Annotated in this window: 14 protein-coding genes; 12 read left to right on the top strand and 2 right to left on the bottom strand. The window is 36.1% G+C overall.

All coding sequences use genetic code 11. The features are described from left to right. Positions 1–353: 353 nt before the first annotated feature. Positions 354–4,871, top strand: coding sequence for a glutamate synthase large subunit (gene gltB, locus ACN1CN_RS06680; protein ID WP_419135086.1), 4,518 nt, complete (start codon positions 354–356; stop codon positions 4,869–4,871). A 126-nt stretch (positions 4,872–4,997) separates the two neighbouring features. Next, positions 4,998–6,452, top strand: coding sequence for a glutamate synthase subunit beta (locus tag ACN1CN_RS06675; protein ID WP_419135085.1), 1,455 nt, complete (start codon positions 4,998–5,000; stop codon positions 6,450–6,452). 393 nt (positions 6,453–6,845) lie between these two features. Here the strand turns inward: ACN1CN_RS06675 and ACN1CN_RS06670 are convergent, their stop codons facing one another. After that, positions 6,846–8,978 (bottom strand): TonB-dependent receptor, encoded by a 2,133-nt coding sequence (locus tag ACN1CN_RS06670; RefSeq protein WP_419135084.1) that lies wholly within the window; start codon positions 8,976–8,978, stop codon positions 6,846–6,848. Positions 8,979–9,113: 135 nt separating this feature from the next. On the opposite strand from ACN1CN_RS06670, the gene lysA reads away from it, so the two are divergent. Further along, complete coding sequence (lysA, locus tag ACN1CN_RS06665; RefSeq protein WP_264526383.1) at positions 9,114–10,394, top strand: diaminopimelate decarboxylase; 1,281 nt, start codon at positions 9,114–9,116, stop codon at positions 10,392–10,394. A gap of 119 nt (positions 10,395–10,513) precedes the next feature. Here lysA and aac(6') read toward each other — a convergent pair whose 3' ends face one another. Further along, a complete protein-coding gene (gene aac(6'), locus ACN1CN_RS06660; RefSeq protein ID WP_419135083.1) occupies positions 10,514–10,951 on the bottom strand; it encodes an aminoglycoside 6'-N-acetyltransferase in 438 nt (145 codons plus the stop codon). Positions 10,952–11,174: 223 nt separating this feature from the next. Here aac(6') and ACN1CN_RS06655 point away from each other — a divergent pair, with 223 nt between their 5' ends. The 9 genes from ACN1CN_RS06655 to ACN1CN_RS06615 all read left to right on the top strand — a co-directional run bounded on the left by ACN1CN_RS06655 (position 11,175) and on the right by ACN1CN_RS06615 (position 16,843). Then, the gene (locus tag ACN1CN_RS06655; RefSeq protein WP_419135082.1) at positions 11,175–11,624 is read left to right on the top strand and encodes a hypothetical protein; all 450 of its coding nucleotides are present in this window, start codon (positions 11,175–11,177) and stop codon (positions 11,622–11,624) included. 66 nt (positions 11,625–11,690) lie between these two features. Continuing rightward, complete coding sequence (locus tag ACN1CN_RS06650) at positions 11,691–12,311, top strand: hypothetical protein (protein WP_419135081.1); 621 nt, start codon at positions 11,691–11,693, stop codon at positions 12,309–12,311. A gap of 44 nt (positions 12,312–12,355) precedes the next feature. Continuing rightward, positions 12,356–12,727 (top strand): DUF5071 domain-containing protein, encoded by a 372-nt coding sequence (locus tag ACN1CN_RS06645; RefSeq protein WP_419135080.1) that lies wholly within the window; start codon positions 12,356–12,358, stop codon positions 12,725–12,727. A 4-nt stretch (positions 12,728–12,731) separates the two neighbouring features. Next, positions 12,732–13,208 (top strand): DinB family protein, encoded by a 477-nt coding sequence (locus ACN1CN_RS06640; protein WP_419135079.1) that lies wholly within the window; start codon positions 12,732–12,734, stop codon positions 13,206–13,208. A 43-nt stretch (positions 13,209–13,251) separates the two neighbouring features. After that, positions 13,252–13,635: a VOC family protein gene (locus tag ACN1CN_RS06635; protein ID WP_419135078.1), complete on the top strand. Its 384-nt coding sequence runs from the start codon at positions 13,252–13,254 to the stop codon at positions 13,633–13,635. 118 nt (positions 13,636–13,753) lie between these two features. Then, positions 13,754–14,113, top strand: a complete 360-nt coding sequence (locus ACN1CN_RS06630; protein WP_419135077.1) for a hypothetical protein — start codon at positions 13,754–13,756, stop codon at positions 14,111–14,113. 211 nt (positions 14,114–14,324) lie between these two features. Beyond that, the gene (locus ACN1CN_RS06625; protein WP_264523165.1) at positions 14,325–14,720 is read left to right on the top strand and encodes a VOC family protein; all 396 of its coding nucleotides are present in this window, start codon (positions 14,325–14,327) and stop codon (positions 14,718–14,720) included. A 227-nt stretch (positions 14,721–14,947) separates the two neighbouring features. Next, a complete protein-coding gene (locus ACN1CN_RS06620; protein ID WP_419135076.1) occupies positions 14,948–16,135 on the top strand; it encodes a hypothetical protein in 1,188 nt (395 codons plus the stop codon). 111 nt (positions 16,136–16,246) lie between these two features. Next, a complete protein-coding gene (locus ACN1CN_RS06615; protein WP_419135075.1) occupies positions 16,247–16,843 on the top strand; it encodes a rhodanese-like domain-containing protein in 597 nt (198 codons plus the stop codon). Positions 16,844–17,028: the final 185 nt, after the last annotated feature.

Raw genomic sequence — 17,028 nt, 5'->3', positions numbered from 1 at the left:
TTCAACTTAATAGTAAAATCTTTTTCAATTAAATAATACCTGTGATATGCACGAAACGTTTATTCTTTTTGAATGCAAAGAAATGGTTAACTAAACAATTTATTAATATTAACTAAAAACTACTAAAACGTTTGATATTTAACAAAAACACCACCGTATTTATTAGCCTTACAGCGATTTTTCCTAATATATTTTAATCCTAATTGTCATTTTAATAATTCGCAATGGTTAAAATAACAATATTATCAATTAAGAAGCCTTTTTCTATTATTACAACAAAAATGAAAGCCAAATCATCATTTCAATACATTATGTTTAACGAAATCTCTATTTTTGTAAAAAAAATATCAAGAATGAAAGTTAAAGAACAAGGGCTTTATTTGCCTGAATTTGAACACGACAATTGTGGTGCAGGATTTATTTGTAATTTGAATGGTATTAAATCAAATGATATTATTCACAAAGCATTGGATATCTTAATAAAATTGGAACATCGTGGTGCAGTTAGTTCTGATGGAAGAACTGGAGACGGAGCTGGAATTTTATTCGACATCCCACATGATTTTTTTAAAAAGGTCTGTGATTTTGAAATCCCTGAAACACGTGAGTATGCAGTAGGAATGGTTTTTTTACCAAAAAGCAAAAACCAGGTTTCTTTTTGTATCAACGCTTTCGAATCGACTATTAAGGATCAGAACTTACAAATCCTTGGTTGGAGAGATGTACCTGTTGAAGTGGAAAATTTAGGGCAGATTGCCGCAGAAAAAGAACCAACAGTTAAACAGGTTTTTGTTAGCAAAAACGGTCAGGATTTAACTGAAAATGAATTCAATGCAAAACTTTTTGCAGCTAGAAAAATTGCCGAACATGCCGTTAGAGGATCTAAAACCTCAGAAAGCCACATGTTTTATTTCTCTAGTTTATCGACAACTACCATAATATATAAAGGTTTATTGATGCCAGAAGACATCAGCCGTTATTATGTTGACTTAAAAGATCCCGATTTAGTGACTCGTCTGGCATTGGTGCACCAGCGTTTCTCTACCAATACTTTCCCTTCATGGGAATTAGCGCAGCCGTTTAGATACATGTGTCATAATGGTGAAATCAATACACTTCGTGGAAACGTAAGTCGTATGCGTGCCCGTGAAGAATTGATGCAGAGCAAAGTTTTTGGCGATGATATCAAAAAACTATTCCCAATTATCTTAGAAGGAAAATCAGATTCTGCTTCTATGGATATGGTGGTAGAACTTTTATTAATGACCGGACGTTCCTTACCCGAAGCAATGATGATGGTTGTTCCGGAAGCCTGGGAAAAACACCAGACCATGTCTCCTGAGAAAAAAGCATTCTACGAGTTTAACGCTTGTATTATGGAACCTTGGGATGGCCCTGCCTCTATTCCGTTTACAGACGGTAATGTGATTGGTGCTTTACTAGACCGAAACGGATTACGTCCTTCTCGTTATACCTTAACCAAAAGCGGTTTTGTAATCATGTCATCAGAAATTGGTGTATTGGATATAGAACCGGAAGATGTGATACAACACGGTCGTTTAGAACCGGGAAAAATGTTTCTGGTAGACATGAACGAAGGCCGTATTATTGAAGACGAAGAAGTTAAAAAATCAATCGTCACCAAACGTCCTTATAAAGAATGGATCGATGCGAACCTATTGCCTTTATCCAAAATACCGTATACCAACAACCAAACTCCGGTTGAAAAACTGGATTTCTTAACCAGACAAAAGCTATTTGGCTATACGATTGAAGATTTAAAAACAATCATTAACCCAATGGGAGGTCAGGGGGCTGAAGCTATTAGCTCAATGGGTAATGACACGCCTTTGGCCGTTTTATCAGACCAGCCTCAATTGTTGTACAACTATTTCAAACAATTGTTTGCTCAGGTTACCAACCCACCACTGGATGGTATTCGTGAGGAAATCATTACCGATATCAGTTTAGCCATTGGTGGTGATTTTAATATTTTTGAAATTGAATCGAAACAATGTAAAAAACTAAAAATTCAAAATCCGGTTATTTCGAACGAAGATTTAGATAAAATCAGAAACATTGATCATGTCGATTTCAAATCGGCCACTATTTCTACCTTATATAAGATCGAAAAAGGAGTAAATGGCTTAGAACGCGCACTTGAAAAATGTGTTGAAGCAACATTCAAAGCCGTTTCTGACGGATGCAACATCATTATCTTATCAGACAGAGGGGTAAGCGAAGAACTGGCTCCAATACCAATGCTATTGGCTTGTTCATATATTCACCACTCTTTGAATATTTTACAGGTTCGTTCTAAATTCGGAATCATAATCGAATCTGCCGAACCTCGTGAACCGCATCATTTTGCTTTATTGTTCGGATACGGAGCAAGTGCGATCAATCCTTACATGGTAAACGAAATCATTCACGATCAGGTGAATCAGGGCTTTATCAAAGGGGTAAAAGCGGATTATGCGATTGTAAATTACAACAAAGCAATTGCAAAAGGAATCGTTAAAATCATGAACAAAATTGGTATCTCGACTTTACATTCGTACAGAGCTGCACAGATTTTCGAGATTTTAGGTTTAAACAAAACCTTTACTTCAAAATACTTCCCTTACACCCCTTCAAGAATTGAAGGAATTGGTTTGATGGAAGTCGAAAAAGAAGTTAAAAAACGTTTCCAGAAAGCCTTTCCAAATTCAAAAATTGCCAACTTACTTTCCCTTGAAATTGGAGGTATTTACAGATGGAGACGTGGCGGTGAAAAACACATGTTTAACCCGACTACTATTTCTAAATTACAACAGGCCGTTCGTTTAAACAGTCCTGAAAGTTATAAAGAATACTCCAACATGGTCAATGAGCAAAGCTCAAACTTGATGACCATCAGAGGTTTATTTGAATTCAATAATCTAGATCCGATCTCGATCGATGAAGTAGAATCGTGGACTGAAATTGTGAAGAAATTCAAAACCGGAGCGATGTCTTACGGATCGATCAGTAGAGAAGCGCACGAGAATTTAGCGATTGCCATGAACAGAATTGGCGGAAAAAGTAATTCGGGAGAAGGCGGAGAAGATCCAAAACGTTTCCAGAAAGAAATTAACGGAGATTCGAGAAACAGTGCTATCAAACAAGTGGCATCGGGACGTTTTGGTGTTTCGATCAACTATTTGACAAACGCCAAAGAAATTCAGATTAAAATGGCTCAGGGAGCAAAACCTGGTGAAGGTGGACAGTTACCCGGAGAAAAAGTGGTACCCTGGATTGCCGAAACCAGAAACTCTACCCCTTATGTAGGTTTAATTTCGCCGCCGCCACACCACGATATTTACTCGATTGAGGATTTATCGCAGTTGATTTACGACTTGAAAAATGCCAACCGTGAAGCGCGTGTAAACGTAAAATTAGTTTCTGAAGTTGGAGTTGGAACGATCGCTGCCGGTGTTGCCAAAGCAAAAGCTGACGTAATCTTAATTTCAGGTTATGACGGAGGAACCGGTGCTGCACCCTTAACTTCTTTACAGCACACAGGTATTCCGTGGGAACTTGGACTAGCCGAAGCGCAGCAAACTTTGATCTTAAACGATTTAAGAAGCCGTGTGGTTCTGGAATGTGACGGACAATTGAAAACAGGCCGTGATGTGGCGATAGCAGCATTGTTAGGAGCCGAGGAATTTGGTTTTGCAACTGCACCGCTGGTAGCCTCAGGATGTATCATGATGAGAGCTTGTCACTTAAATACCTGCCCAGTTGGTATTGCTACTCAGGATCCTGAATTGAGAAAAAATTTCAAAGGAACTCCGGAACACGTCATAAACTTCATGTATTTTATTGCCGAAGAGTTAAGAGAAATCATGGCGCAATTAGGTTTCAGAACTTTAAAAGAAATGGTGGGTCAGTCGCAAAAATTAAATGTGAACAAAGCGATCCAACATTACAAAGCCAATGGTTTGGACTTATCATCGATTTTATACAAACCGGAAAAAGCCAAAACGGTTCCAAATCACAATACGACTGCACAAGATCATCAACTTGAAAACGTATTAGACTTTGCCATTATCAAAGAAGCGATTCCGTCTATTTACAGAAAAGAAAAAACAAGAGTTACCTTTAAAATTAAAAATACAGACCGTTCTGTAGGTGCCATTTTGAGTAATGAAATCTCAAAAATTTATGGTGCACAAGGATTACCTGATGATACTATTTTAGTTGATTTTGAAGGTTCTGCCGGACAAAGTTTTGGTGCTTTTGCCACAAACGGATTGTCGTTTAAAATTCACGGAAACTGTAATGATTACTTAGGAAAAGGGCTTTCGGGCGGAAAACTAATTGTAAAAGTACCTCCAACTGCCACTTTTAAACCTGAAGAAAATATCATTATCGGGAACGTTGCCCTTTACGGAGCTATTACCGGAGAGGCTTATATTAATGGAATTGCCGGAGAGCGTTTCTGTGTTAGAAATTCGGGAGCAACTGCGGTTGTAGAAGGAATTGGAGATCACGGATGCGAGTACATGACCGGTGGTACGGTGGTAGTTTTAGGAAAAACAGGGCGAAACTTCGCTGCCGGTATGAGTGGCGGTGTTGCCTATGTTTACGATCCAAAACAACAATTCGATTCAAGGGTATGCAACATGGAAATGGTTGCTTTTGATCCTATCGAAGACGAAGACGTGAGAAAACTAAGAAAACTTATCAAAAACCACTCTCTGTACACCAACAGTCCATTAGCAAAAAGAATTTTGGCAGACTGGGAAAATGAACAGCAAAATTTCGTAAAAGTAATGCCAACAGATTATAAAAAAGCATTACAACGAATTGCAGAAGAGAAAAAAATAGAAGAATTAATAGCGGGATAAAAATCAATTTCAAAAAATAAAATTCCAAATTCCAATGGCAATGTCTTCCTGAGCGGAGTCGAAGGAAGCAAAGTCGAAGGATTGGAATTTGGGATCTTAAGAAATTGGAATTTAATTTAAAATGTCATGGGTAAAATAGGCGGATTTAAAGAATATAGCAGAGCCGACGAAAGTAATTTAGCAGTTGCAGAACGTGTTACGAACTACAACGAGTTTACTATTCCGTTAGCAAAAGATAAAATAAAAGAACAAGGTTCAAGATGTATGGATTGTGGTATTCCTTTTTGCCACAGCTCCTGTCCATTAGGAAATTTAATTCCTGATTTCAACGATATGGTGCATCAGGAAGAATGGCAAAGTGCTTTAGAGATTTTACAATCGACGAATAACTTTCCTGAATTTACGGGTCGTTTATGCCCTGCTCCATGTGAAAAATCATGTGTATTGGGAATCATCAAAGAACCAGTTGCCATCGAAAACATCGAGAAAAACATCATCGAAAGAGGTTTTGCCGAAGGCTGGATCAAACCACAGGCCCCAAAAACCAGAACCGGAAAATCGGTTGCTGTTATTGGTTCAGGTCCTGCAGGTTTAGCAGCAGCACAGCAATTAAACAGAGCCGGTCACACCGTTACTGTTTTTGAAAGAGACAATGCCATTGGCGGTTTACTGCGCTACGGAATTCCGAATTTTAAATTGGAAAAAGGAATCATCGACAGACGTGTTGCGATTCTTGAAGCAGAGGGAATCACTTTTAAAACCAATGTAAATGTTGGTGTTAACTTTAGCGTAGCCGAATTAAATTCTTTCGATTCTATCGTATTGTGCGGTGGAGCAACTGAAAGAAGAAGTTTACCAACGAAAGGTATCGAAAGCAAAGGCGTTGTTCAGGCAATGGATTTCCTGACACAGCAGACTAAAGTTTTATTTGGAGAATCGATTCCGGATCAGGTTAAAGCAACCGGTAAAGATGTAATTGTGATTGGTGGTGGAGACACTGGTTCAGATTGTATCGGAACCTCGAACAGACATGGTGCTAAATCGGTAACCAATTTTGAGATTTTACCAAAACCTCCGGTTGGAAGAAGCGAGACAACTCCTTGGCCTTTCTGGCCACTGCAGTTAAAAACATCTTCTTCTCACGAAGAAGGCTGTAACCGAAACTGGTTAATCAATACCAAAGAATTTATTTCAAACGACAAAGGAGAACTTACTGGATTAAAAACCGTTGAAGTACAATGGAAAATGACTCCTGAGCAACGTCCGGAATTAATTGAAAAAGAAGGTTCAGAGAAAATCTGGCCCTGCGATTTAGCTTTATTGGCTTTAGGATTCACAGGTCCGGAGAAAACTTTAAGCGAGCAATTAGGTTTGGAAATCGACATGAGAAGCAACTATAAAGCCAAAAATTACCAAACGAATGTACCACACATTTTCACTGCCGGTGATATGCGAAGAGGACAATCGTTAATTGTATGGGCGATTTCAGAAGGTCGTGAAGCGGCAAGAGAGGTCGATTTATTCTTAATGGGCTCTACAAATCTGCCAACTAAAGGAAACGGAGATTTACCGAGTTTGTAAATCGCAGACTCATTTCACCTTTATAAAAACAAAAGAGGCTGTCCGAAAAGTAAGGACAGCCTTGTTTTTATAAATAATTTAGATTGAACTATAATCCAAAAGCAGTTTATTTGGTCGGCAAAAATTATACGTCTTAATTTAACGCTGATTTGACAGATTCGCTATCGCGAAGACACTGATAAAAACGGATTCTAAAAATTAAAAAAACTTTTAAATGAGGAAAAAAATCTGTTTTTATCCGCTTTTTTACGAAGTAAATCTGTTTTATCCGCGTCGAACTAAAGTAGAGATTTTAAACAATAACATAACTGAGAGGAAGTTCATACTTTTCGGACAGCCCCTTTGTTATGAAATTATGGAATTACACTTCAAATCAGAAAGATTCTTCTAAATTTAAAAATTATACTGAATTTGTAAAGTCGTACGTCTTCCAGGAGCATTTACAAAGTCTTTATCTCTGGCTTGCCACCATGCAATATTGGGTGCATAATCTTTATTAAACAAATTCTCAACTCCCAATCCTAATCGGAATGATTTATTGATAAGGTAAGAACTGCTTAAGTTAAAAACGGTATATTTTTTTACTGGACCTTCGTTAAAACTGTACACATTTGTTGTTGGACTTGGATCAAAGCGGTCTCTTTTAAAGTTATGCAAAGAGCTTAATTCAATCTCTAAATTTTTTATAGGGTGTACCTGAATATAAGTCGTAAGTTTTGGAGCCATTATTCGGGATCCGTTAATGTATTTTTCGTAGGTTCCGTTATTGTCATTATCTACTTTACCTTCTATCCAGGCAAAAGCACCACCAAAACTTAAAATATCCAACGGTTTAAAACCTACAACCGCCTCGTAACCCCAAATATTTTCGGGAGCACGCTGCATCGCAAAAGAACCATCAGCAGACTGAATCGATGTAGCTCCTAACTCTGATGTACTCCAGAAACTGGTTACTTCATAGTTGAACCACTTTTTAATCGCTCCGGCCACACCCATTTCGTAATTGTTCACAATTATAGGATCGGTTGGTAATTTTGAAATCACACTTTCGGTAGACGTTCTTAAAATACGCCCTACCTCATTGATCGAAAAGGATTGAGAATAACTTGTAAAAACATTTACCTCCGGCATGATGTTATATCGTAATCCAATGTTTCCAACAAGGGCATTGTAATCCAATTCGCCTCCCTGAACAAAAATACTTTTGGTGTAGGTATTGTTTTTAGCATTCAATACCGGCAATGTATTAAAATCATCCGCCTTAACTTTGATATTTTCATATCTCGCACCTGCTTTTATGGTGAATTTCCCCCAGGCATCAAATTTGATTAAGGCAAACGGAGCCGTATTGACCATATTCATTTGTGGTGTCCAGAAACGACCATCTTCTAATTTTTGAACCGTTTTGTCCTGCAGCAAATCCAAACCATAAATTACCTCTGCTTTATAGGTATCATTTGCAAAAAGACGGGAATCAAAATTAATACGCAGCCCTTTCTTTTGCGAAGCTACATTCGACTGTCCTCCATTTAAAAACTGATCTCTGTCGTACGAGTAAACTGTTCTGAAGTCCTGTGCATAAACATTAACGTCCAAAGAAGTATTATTCCAAATCTCCGAATTGGAATACGACAATCTAAAATTATGATTTCTAGGAGTTCCTTCAGGCGTTCCTAAACGGCCACCGGCATCCACTCCAATAGTTGGAATTTCTCCCCACTTACCAATCTTAACATCCTGATCTAAAAATGACTTCGATGCATAACCCATATACGAGAATTCCAGTCTTTGCTTGTCTGTAAGCGAATATCCAACTTTAAACAGTCCGTTATAGGTATTTAAATTGGACAAACTGTAAAAAGGCGAAAGATTAACACCATTTGCATCTTTAGACACACCTGATCTTTCCTGTGTAAATCCAACAACATAATCGAACTTTTTTAGTTTTCCGGCTAAGGAAAGTGAAGCTCTGTAACCAAATGATTCTGCAAATGTTTTAGGCTGTGTAATCAAACCAACTTGTACCGAACCACCAATCTTTTCTTCCGAATGATTTTTCTTTGTAATGTAATTGATGATTCCTCCATCGGCACCATTACCATAAATTGAGGTGGCCCCTTTAATTACTTCCACTCTTTCGATAGACGAAGGATCAATTACCTGAAGATCTCTACCTCCATTTCTCAAAGGCGTAGATTGTGGTATTCCATCAATCATCACCAAAAACGGTCTTCCTCTTAAAGTCTGACCAAAATTTGAAGTCTGATTACTTGCCGTTGCTAAACCCGGAACTGTATATTGTAAAATATTGCTGATATTTGAATTCACCATTGTCTGACTTTGGATCTTTTTCGCTCCAACAATCGTAATAGAAGAAACAACTTCTTTGATACTCTCTTTTTTTCGACTTGCCGTTACAATAATATCATCTAAATTATTGGTCTGCAAACTGTCTTTTGATTTTTCCTGAGCAAATCCTACCGTAGTTGTAAGGATAATCAAGCAAAATGTAGTGATTTTTTTCATAAATAATCTTTAAAAATAGAAATTTTTTGCAAATATAATTTTAATTTGTTCTAAATAAGAAATTATTCATTTTAAAAAAACTTCCAATTTTTCATTGTTATTTTTATAACAATTTGTTACAATTTGTTATTTTTCATTTTAAAATTTGTCAATCCCCAAAAGAGTAATAAGTTTGCTGAAAATAGTTTACAGATGCAAGCAAAAGATTTACTGCAGTTAGCAGAACAATTTGGAAGTCCATTATATGTATATGATGCCGAAAAAATCCAATCTCAGTACAACAGATTAACTAAAGCTTTCTCTAAGGTAGAAAACTTAAGAGTTAATTATGCCATGAAAGCATTGTCTAACGTTGCTATTCTTCAGTTATTAAAGAACATGGGGTCTGGCCTGGACACTGTATCTATTCAGGAAGTTCAATTAGGACTTCATGCTGGCTATGATCCTGACAAAATTTTCTTTACACCAAACGGAGTTTCTTTAGAAGAAATCGAAGAAGTTGCTGCAATGGGTGTTCAGATCAATATCGATAACCTATCTATTCTGGAGCAATTCGGAACAAAATATCCACAAATTCCAGTATGTATTCGTATCAATCCGCACGTAATGGCGGGTGGAAATGCCAATATTTCTGTGGGACATATCGATAGTAAATTCGGAATTTCGGTACATCAGATCCCTCATATTTTACGAATTGTAGAAAATACAAAAATGAGTATCGTGGGAATTCACATGCACACAGGATCGGATATCCTTGATATCGAAGTATTCTTGTATGCAGCTGAAATTTTGTTTGACACCGCAAAACATTTCAAAGACCTGGAGTTCTTGGATTTTGGAAGCGGATTCAAAGTGCCTTACAAAAAAGACGATATCGAAACCGATATTGAAGAATTAGGCAAAAAATTATCAAAAAGATTCAACTCTTTCTGTGCTGAATACGGTAGAGATTTAACGCTGATTTTCGAACCTGGAAAATTCCTGGTAAGTGAAGCCGGTTTCTTCTTAGCCAAAGTAAATGTAGTAAAACAAACTACTTCTACAGTTTTTGCCGGAGTCGACAGTGGTTTCAACCACTTAATTCGTCCTATGTTTTACGGTTCGTCACATCATATCGAAAACATCTCCAATCCAAAAGGAAAAGAGCGTTTTTACTCGGTAGTTGGATACATTTGTGAAACTGATACTTTTGCCAACAACCGCAGAATCTCGGAAATTACGGAAGGTGATATTTTAGCATTCAGAAATGCCGGAGCTTATTGTTTCTCTATGGCATCCAACTACAATTCAAGATACAAACCAGCCGAAGTTTTATGGATGAACGGAAAAGGAATCTTAATCCGTCAACACGAAACATTCGAGGATTTACTTAAAAATCAAATTCCGTTGCCACAAGAAGTTGCTGCAACAGTTTAAAATAAAAAAAAGAGAATATCACTTTAATCCCGTTTCTTAATTGAGGCGGGATTTTTTTTGAAGTTTTTCACGTTATTCAAACCCGACAGGTTTTAAAAACCTGTCGGGTTTAATTGATCTTATAAATTTTTAATGAAGCACACTATTCGCTCAACTTCGGTAAAACCAGCTTTTTGATGAAAATCAATGCTTGCTGAATTACCCAAGTCGGTGTCAGAAGCGATTTGTTTAAATCCTTTTTGTTTCGCCCAGTCTTCGGCAACTTTTGTTAACCTTCTGGCAATACCTTGTTTTTGATAAGCAGGCTTCACATAAATGGCTTCCATATAAGCAACTGGTAAATCTTCAGCACCTTCAACGTAATCATTTCGCGTACTTAAATGTACAAACGCAATGTAGTCTTCCTGATCCCTAACCACATAACAAATTTCATTTTCTGAATCTATAATCGATTTATAGCTTTCAAATTCTTCGTCAAACGAGCAGTCGTTCCAAAGCTCTAAAACCAATTCGACAAGCTGTTTTAAATTTTGTGATGAGATTACTTCAATGTTCATTTTAAAATTCCGGTCTTTTTAATTCAACAATTCAGTCAAAATTATAAAAATTCCGCATAAGATGTTTGGCTAGAGCATACTTAACCAATAAATAAATTATCAAAATAAATCTCATTCAAACCCGACAGGTTTTAAAAACCTGTCGGGTTTAATAGCGAAAAATGAATTTCAAATAACTCAAATAAAAAAACTATTTTAGTTTGATAAATTAAAACCCTAAACCATGAAAATTACGATTCCCCTGTCGGTATTATTCTTATTACTTACTACTACTTTATTCGGCCAGACAATTGCCGATTTAAAATTAAAAAACAAAGAAATTCCCAAAGGCTACACTTTAAACGATGGCAATATTTGTATCACTCCCCAAGCCTGTACATTTTATAATGATATTGAAACCTATGCTAGCATTGTTGGAACCTTAAAAAGTAAAGCGATTCAAAATTTTAAAAGTAAAACGGATCGTGGATCTGTAATGTATTTTGAATTTGAGCACACCTTTAAAGGCGATCGATTTCTGCAAGGCTTGCTTTGGGGAAAAGACGGTCAGCCAACTGATGAGCGTCCGGAAGAATATCTTGCAAAAGGAAAATTCTTGATTATCTGGAATTTTCGTCCTAACAGTGTCCTCAAAGAAAAATCAGAAACTAAGATCGAGGCGATTTTACAATAAGAAAAAACAGAGTATATCTACAATTCTAAACTCCTTAATACAATTTTACATCATAACCAGATCTCTATGAAAAGCCCCTTTTTACTAATTTTAATCACAACAATTAATTTCTACTCTCAAACCAAAATCGAATTGCGAGATGTCAGTTTTCAGGTTCCGAGCGAGTTTTCGCAAATAAAAAAAGAAAATAAGGGATTAAATTATGATGCTTTTTATGAGAATGGAAAAATTTTCACAGACTCTACTGCGATTGGCAAAACACCAATAATTGCATATCAATATTATGAAAATCCAGGAGCTGGTGCAGAAAGATCAGAAAGTGTGCTGAAAATGCTAAATAAAATTACTGCCGAAGATTTCAAATGCGATACCTTAATAATTAACGCCAATCAAAATTATTCGCTTGCCAGATATAATATGTTCGGAAGAACATTGTTTGAAGCAAAAAGTCTCGGAGAAAAAGGCTGGATCAACATTCTCCTTTCTGATGATCCTAAAAATGATAAATCAAATTTTCAAAAAATGCAATCTGTTCTCGGATCTATAAAACATTCCGGTCCTTATGGCAGAGAACATCAGGCACGAATGAGTGCATCCGGAAATGCATCAAAATTGGCAATCTTAGCTTTTATTTTCTTTTTAGTGGTTCTTTTTTTAAGAAAACAAATGAAAAAAAACGCTTTCTAAGGGTCAATATATAATACAAAATTCAACTAACAGATCTTAACGAGATGAGCGTCAAAAATTTAATTCCAAAAGATAAATTTGATTTCGAAACAGTCGAAAAATTAAAAAATTACTCATTTGAAGAGATCGAGTCTTTTATTCCGGATTTACTTAAATGGTTACAGGATATCAATTGGCCCATTAGCAGACCAATTGCAGAACTTTTAATTCCATATACAGAAAAAATTTCTTCTGAAATATTGAAAATTTTACAAAGTCAGGATCAAGTTTGGAAATATTGGATTCTTGATACTTTTGGAGAAATCACCAAAGATAAAATCGTTTTAAATGAAATCGAAAGAATCGCAAAAGATCCGACTAAAGAAGAAATCGACGAAGAAGTTTCTGAAATTGCAAAAAAAATAATCAACAAATAAGAAAATGAACAGACAAGGAGCAGTTGGCGCATTGCTTGATATCTACGAACAGGCAATTTTAGATCTTACCAACGTTATTAAAAGTATTCCGGACGATGCTTTGACCATTATTATAGACAAAGAAACAACAAACGAAGATTGCAAATCCATACAAACCATACTGTCGCATGTTGTAAGTTCCGGTTATAGTTATGCCATCAGCATCCATAACCTGAAAGGAAATACTATTCAACGACCTGACAAAATTTTTCATTTGACCATTGCCGAATATTTGAAAGATTTAACGAATGTTTTCCTCTTTACCGAAGACATTTTCAAAGAAATTAAAGACGATGAATTAGAACAATTTGACGATTCACTAAAAATAAAAACGGGTTGGGGACAATTGTACGACATTGAACAAATTACGGAACATGCGATTGTACATATTCTTCGACACAAACGACAAATTGAAAAAATAAAATCCAGCAAATTGAACTAAAATTTTCTCTAACTTCGCTTACACTAAAAAAATACCTTACAAAATGAAAAACAAGTCAAACCCCGTTGTTTATTTTGAAATTCCGGTAGCCAACATCGAAAGAGCCATACAATTTTACTCGGCCGTTTTTAGTTTTGAATTTGAGCGGGAGCGTATTCATGATAACGAAATGGCTTTTTTTCCGCTTACCGAGGGTAATAATGGCATTTCGGGAGCTTTGGCGCAAGGAGAAATATACAAGCCAACCTTAAACGGAACTCTTGTGTATTTTAATACTGAAGATATTGAAGAAACGCTGAATCTGGCTGTAAAAAATGGTGCCGAAATCTTATTTCCAATAACCTCAAATGGCGAATTCGGCTGGGTTGCAGAGTTTAAAGACTGTGAAGGAAATAGAATTGCGTTGCATATGAGGAAAAAAGAATAATTTAAAATAGAAAACAAATCCATTCCTGTCTAATTACTCCTATCCATAAAGACAACCTAAAACAAAATCAACATTTCATAAAACTTCTTTTCTACAGTTTTATCTAAAAAACATCAAAATGAAAATCCAAATACGAATCCTGCTTTACGCAATCCTTTTCTTTTTATACCTTACTTCAACTTCACTTTTACTTTCTCTGGGAGAACTATTAAAAACAGATCCGTATATCACGCTCGGATGTGGTTTTGCCGTTTTAAATATCATTTATTCCTTTTTGGGATTAAAATGGAAACCTATGCTGAATGTAGTCTGTTCTATAGCAATTGCAGCATTGTCACTATACTTAGCGGTTCAGTTTGCCAACTTACATCTGCTTTCCAAATACGATCCATATTTAGTTAAAACAGCTATATTCACCAATGCTATTTTATCAATCCTCTTTTGGGAAATTGTATATCAGGTGAAAATTAGAAAATAATGAGACCCTAACCATGTATTAGACGCACTGTTGCGTTCGTGCCTACGTTAAAAACGATACATAATAAAGTCATCAACATTCTCGCTGAACATCTGAATCTGTACGCGCGCAATAGTATGTGGACGTTTCTGCAATTCCTAAATTTAAATTTCATAAATTTATTATCCTAAAATTTTAGCAGTTAAAATCTAATATTTTAAAAAAACATCCTATGAAAACTAAAAAAATATGGGCAAATTTAGGCGTAGAAAATTTAGACCGAACAACTAAATTCTACAATGATTTAGGTTTTACACCAAACGGTCACAATACAAATGAAGAACTCCGAAGTTTTATTTTTGGTGACGACAATTTCATTATTCATTTTTTTATAAAAGAACGTTTTAAATGGGCCGTCAACGATGAAATGGCCGACCTTAAACTGGGAAACGAAATTATTTTCTCGCTTTCAGCCGAAAGCAAAGAGGAAGTAGACCAATGGTTATCTGACGTAAAAAATGCAGGAGGCGTTATTTTTGCTGAACCTCAAAATTATGCCAAAGGCTATTTCTTTGGATTCTCTGATCCGGATGGTCATAAATTTAATGTGCTGTATTGGCCGGAGTAAAACATAAAATTCCAATCGATTGTTCTTTATGAAAACTAAACTCTATTAACTAGCCCTGATGGAAGCGGTATCCTTTTTTGCCGGGTTTCGGCAAAAAAGATTTAGCGTACAGCGGGACTGAAGGTTATGATAAAAATTAAAACTTCTGCTTCTTAAATTAAAATCACAACCTCTAATTTGTCTAAAAAACAGATATCTTTGCTCCTTTAAAATCAATTGTCTTTAGCATGAAAAAAATCACTATACTGTTTTCTATATTATTTTTAACACTGTCGTCTTGTGGTGTAAAAACGACTCAATCAATGCTTAGCGATGGAAATTATGACGGAGCGATAGATCGTGCGGTCGAAGCTTTAAGAACCAAAAAAGATTCTAAAGGAAAACAGGATTATGTGTATTTACTGGAAGAAGCTTTCGCAAAAGCCAAAGACAGAGACTTGCGTAGTTTGGAGTTAATGATAAAAGAAGCAAATCCGATAAATGCCGAACGCACTTACAATACCTACATGCAGTTGAACAATCGTCAGGAGAAAATCAGACCGTTATTGCCTCTGCAATTGTTGAAACAAGGAAGAAGTGCCACATTCCAGTTCGATAATTATACGAATCAGATCATAAGCAGCAAAATTGCATTGTCGAGATATTTGTATGAAAATGCATCTGCACTTTTAAAATCAAAAAACAAAATGGATTTTAGAAAAGCCTACGATGATTTTTTCTATCTGGAAAGTATTAGTCCAAACTACAAAAACACCAAAAAACTGATGGACGATGCACAGTTTAAAGGAACTGATTTTGTAGATGTTTATGCTACAAATGAAACCAATATGGTCATTCCGAAACAGCTTCAGGATGACTTGCTGGATATTAAAACTTACGGACTAAATGATAAATGGACGGTTTATCACAGTTTTAGACAAAAGGGAGTCGTTTATGATTATAGTTTGATTGTGAACTTCGTACAGATTAATATTTCACCTGAGCAAATCAAAGAAAAAGAGTTCATCAAAGAAAGACAGATCAAAGACGGTGTAAAAACACTACTGGACAGCAGAGGAAGGCCGGTTAAAGACAGTCTGGGCAAAGAAGTAAAAGTAGACAATTACAGAACCCTTCGTGCAAATGTATACGAATTCAGACAATTTAAATCCTGTCAGGTTACGGCAAAAGTTGATTATGTCGATGCAAGAACAAATCAGTTGGTTCAGTCCTTTCCTGTGAGTAGCGAATTTATTTTTGAGAACGTTTACTCTACTTTTAAAGGAGACCGAAGTGCCTGTGAAGACAGTTACATCAACTATTTCAATAAACGAGCAGTCCCATTCCCGAACAACGAACAAATGGTGTTTGATACAGGAGAAGACCTGAAAGCCAGATTGAAAGACATTATCGTTAGAAATAAATTCAGAAGCTAAACCGATGGCAAATGAATTCATTTGCTGAAGAAATACCTGAAATCTAATGTTCAGCTATATATAGTGCTTGCCCTGAGTAGTACTGACATTAAAGTATAAATTTGATATCAAATGAAAAAAGTAACAATCCTGTTTTTAGTATCATTTTGTTTCACAGGCTGTGTCGCTCAAACGCAGACAGCCAAAACTCCTACCGCAATGACAGAGCAGCAACCTTACCCCAAAGCATTAGTTGATTATGATGATTTTAAAAATCTGGTTACCGAAGTCGAAAAAGCAAGAGCAAAGCATCTGGTGAGTCTTGATCGCTTTCTTAAAATGAGCCGCGAAGACAATACCATTATTCTGGACACACGCTCTGATTTTCGTTACAACCGAAAACACTTAAAAGGGGCTATCCATATTGATTTCACCGATTTTACGCAGGAAAACCTGCATCAGTTAATTCCCGATCCCAACACCAGAATATTGATTTACTGCAACAACAATTTTAATGGCGACCCGATAGATTTTGCCTCAAAAATGGCTTTGCCTAAAAGTGCCCTTGAATCTCAGATTTTAACCAACAGAAAACCTGTTATGCTGGCTCTGAACATTCCTACACATATTAACCTTTATGGGTACGGCTATAAAAACATCTACGAACTTGACGAATTGGTTCACGTAAATGATAAAAGAATTAAGTTTGAAGGAACCGAAGTGAAGTAATTTCCACTATCTATTTTAAACTTTTGAGGACAATTAATTTAGTTGATAAAAACAAAAATCTGCCAAAAAAAACTGCTTCATTTATCCTAACGTATACATTTACAAACGACAGGACAAATACCACTACTAAATTTCCCTACTAACAAATCGGGAGCTTTACGGCTTTACGTAATGTATTGCCGATT

This window comes from Flavobacterium sp. T12S277 (genome assembly GCF_048514875.1).
Lineage (GTDB): Bacteria > Bacteroidota > Bacteroidia > Flavobacteriales > Flavobacteriaceae > Flavobacterium.
The sequence above is the reverse complement of the archived record's forward strand: the minus strand, read 5'-3'. Positions and strand labels throughout refer to the sequence as shown.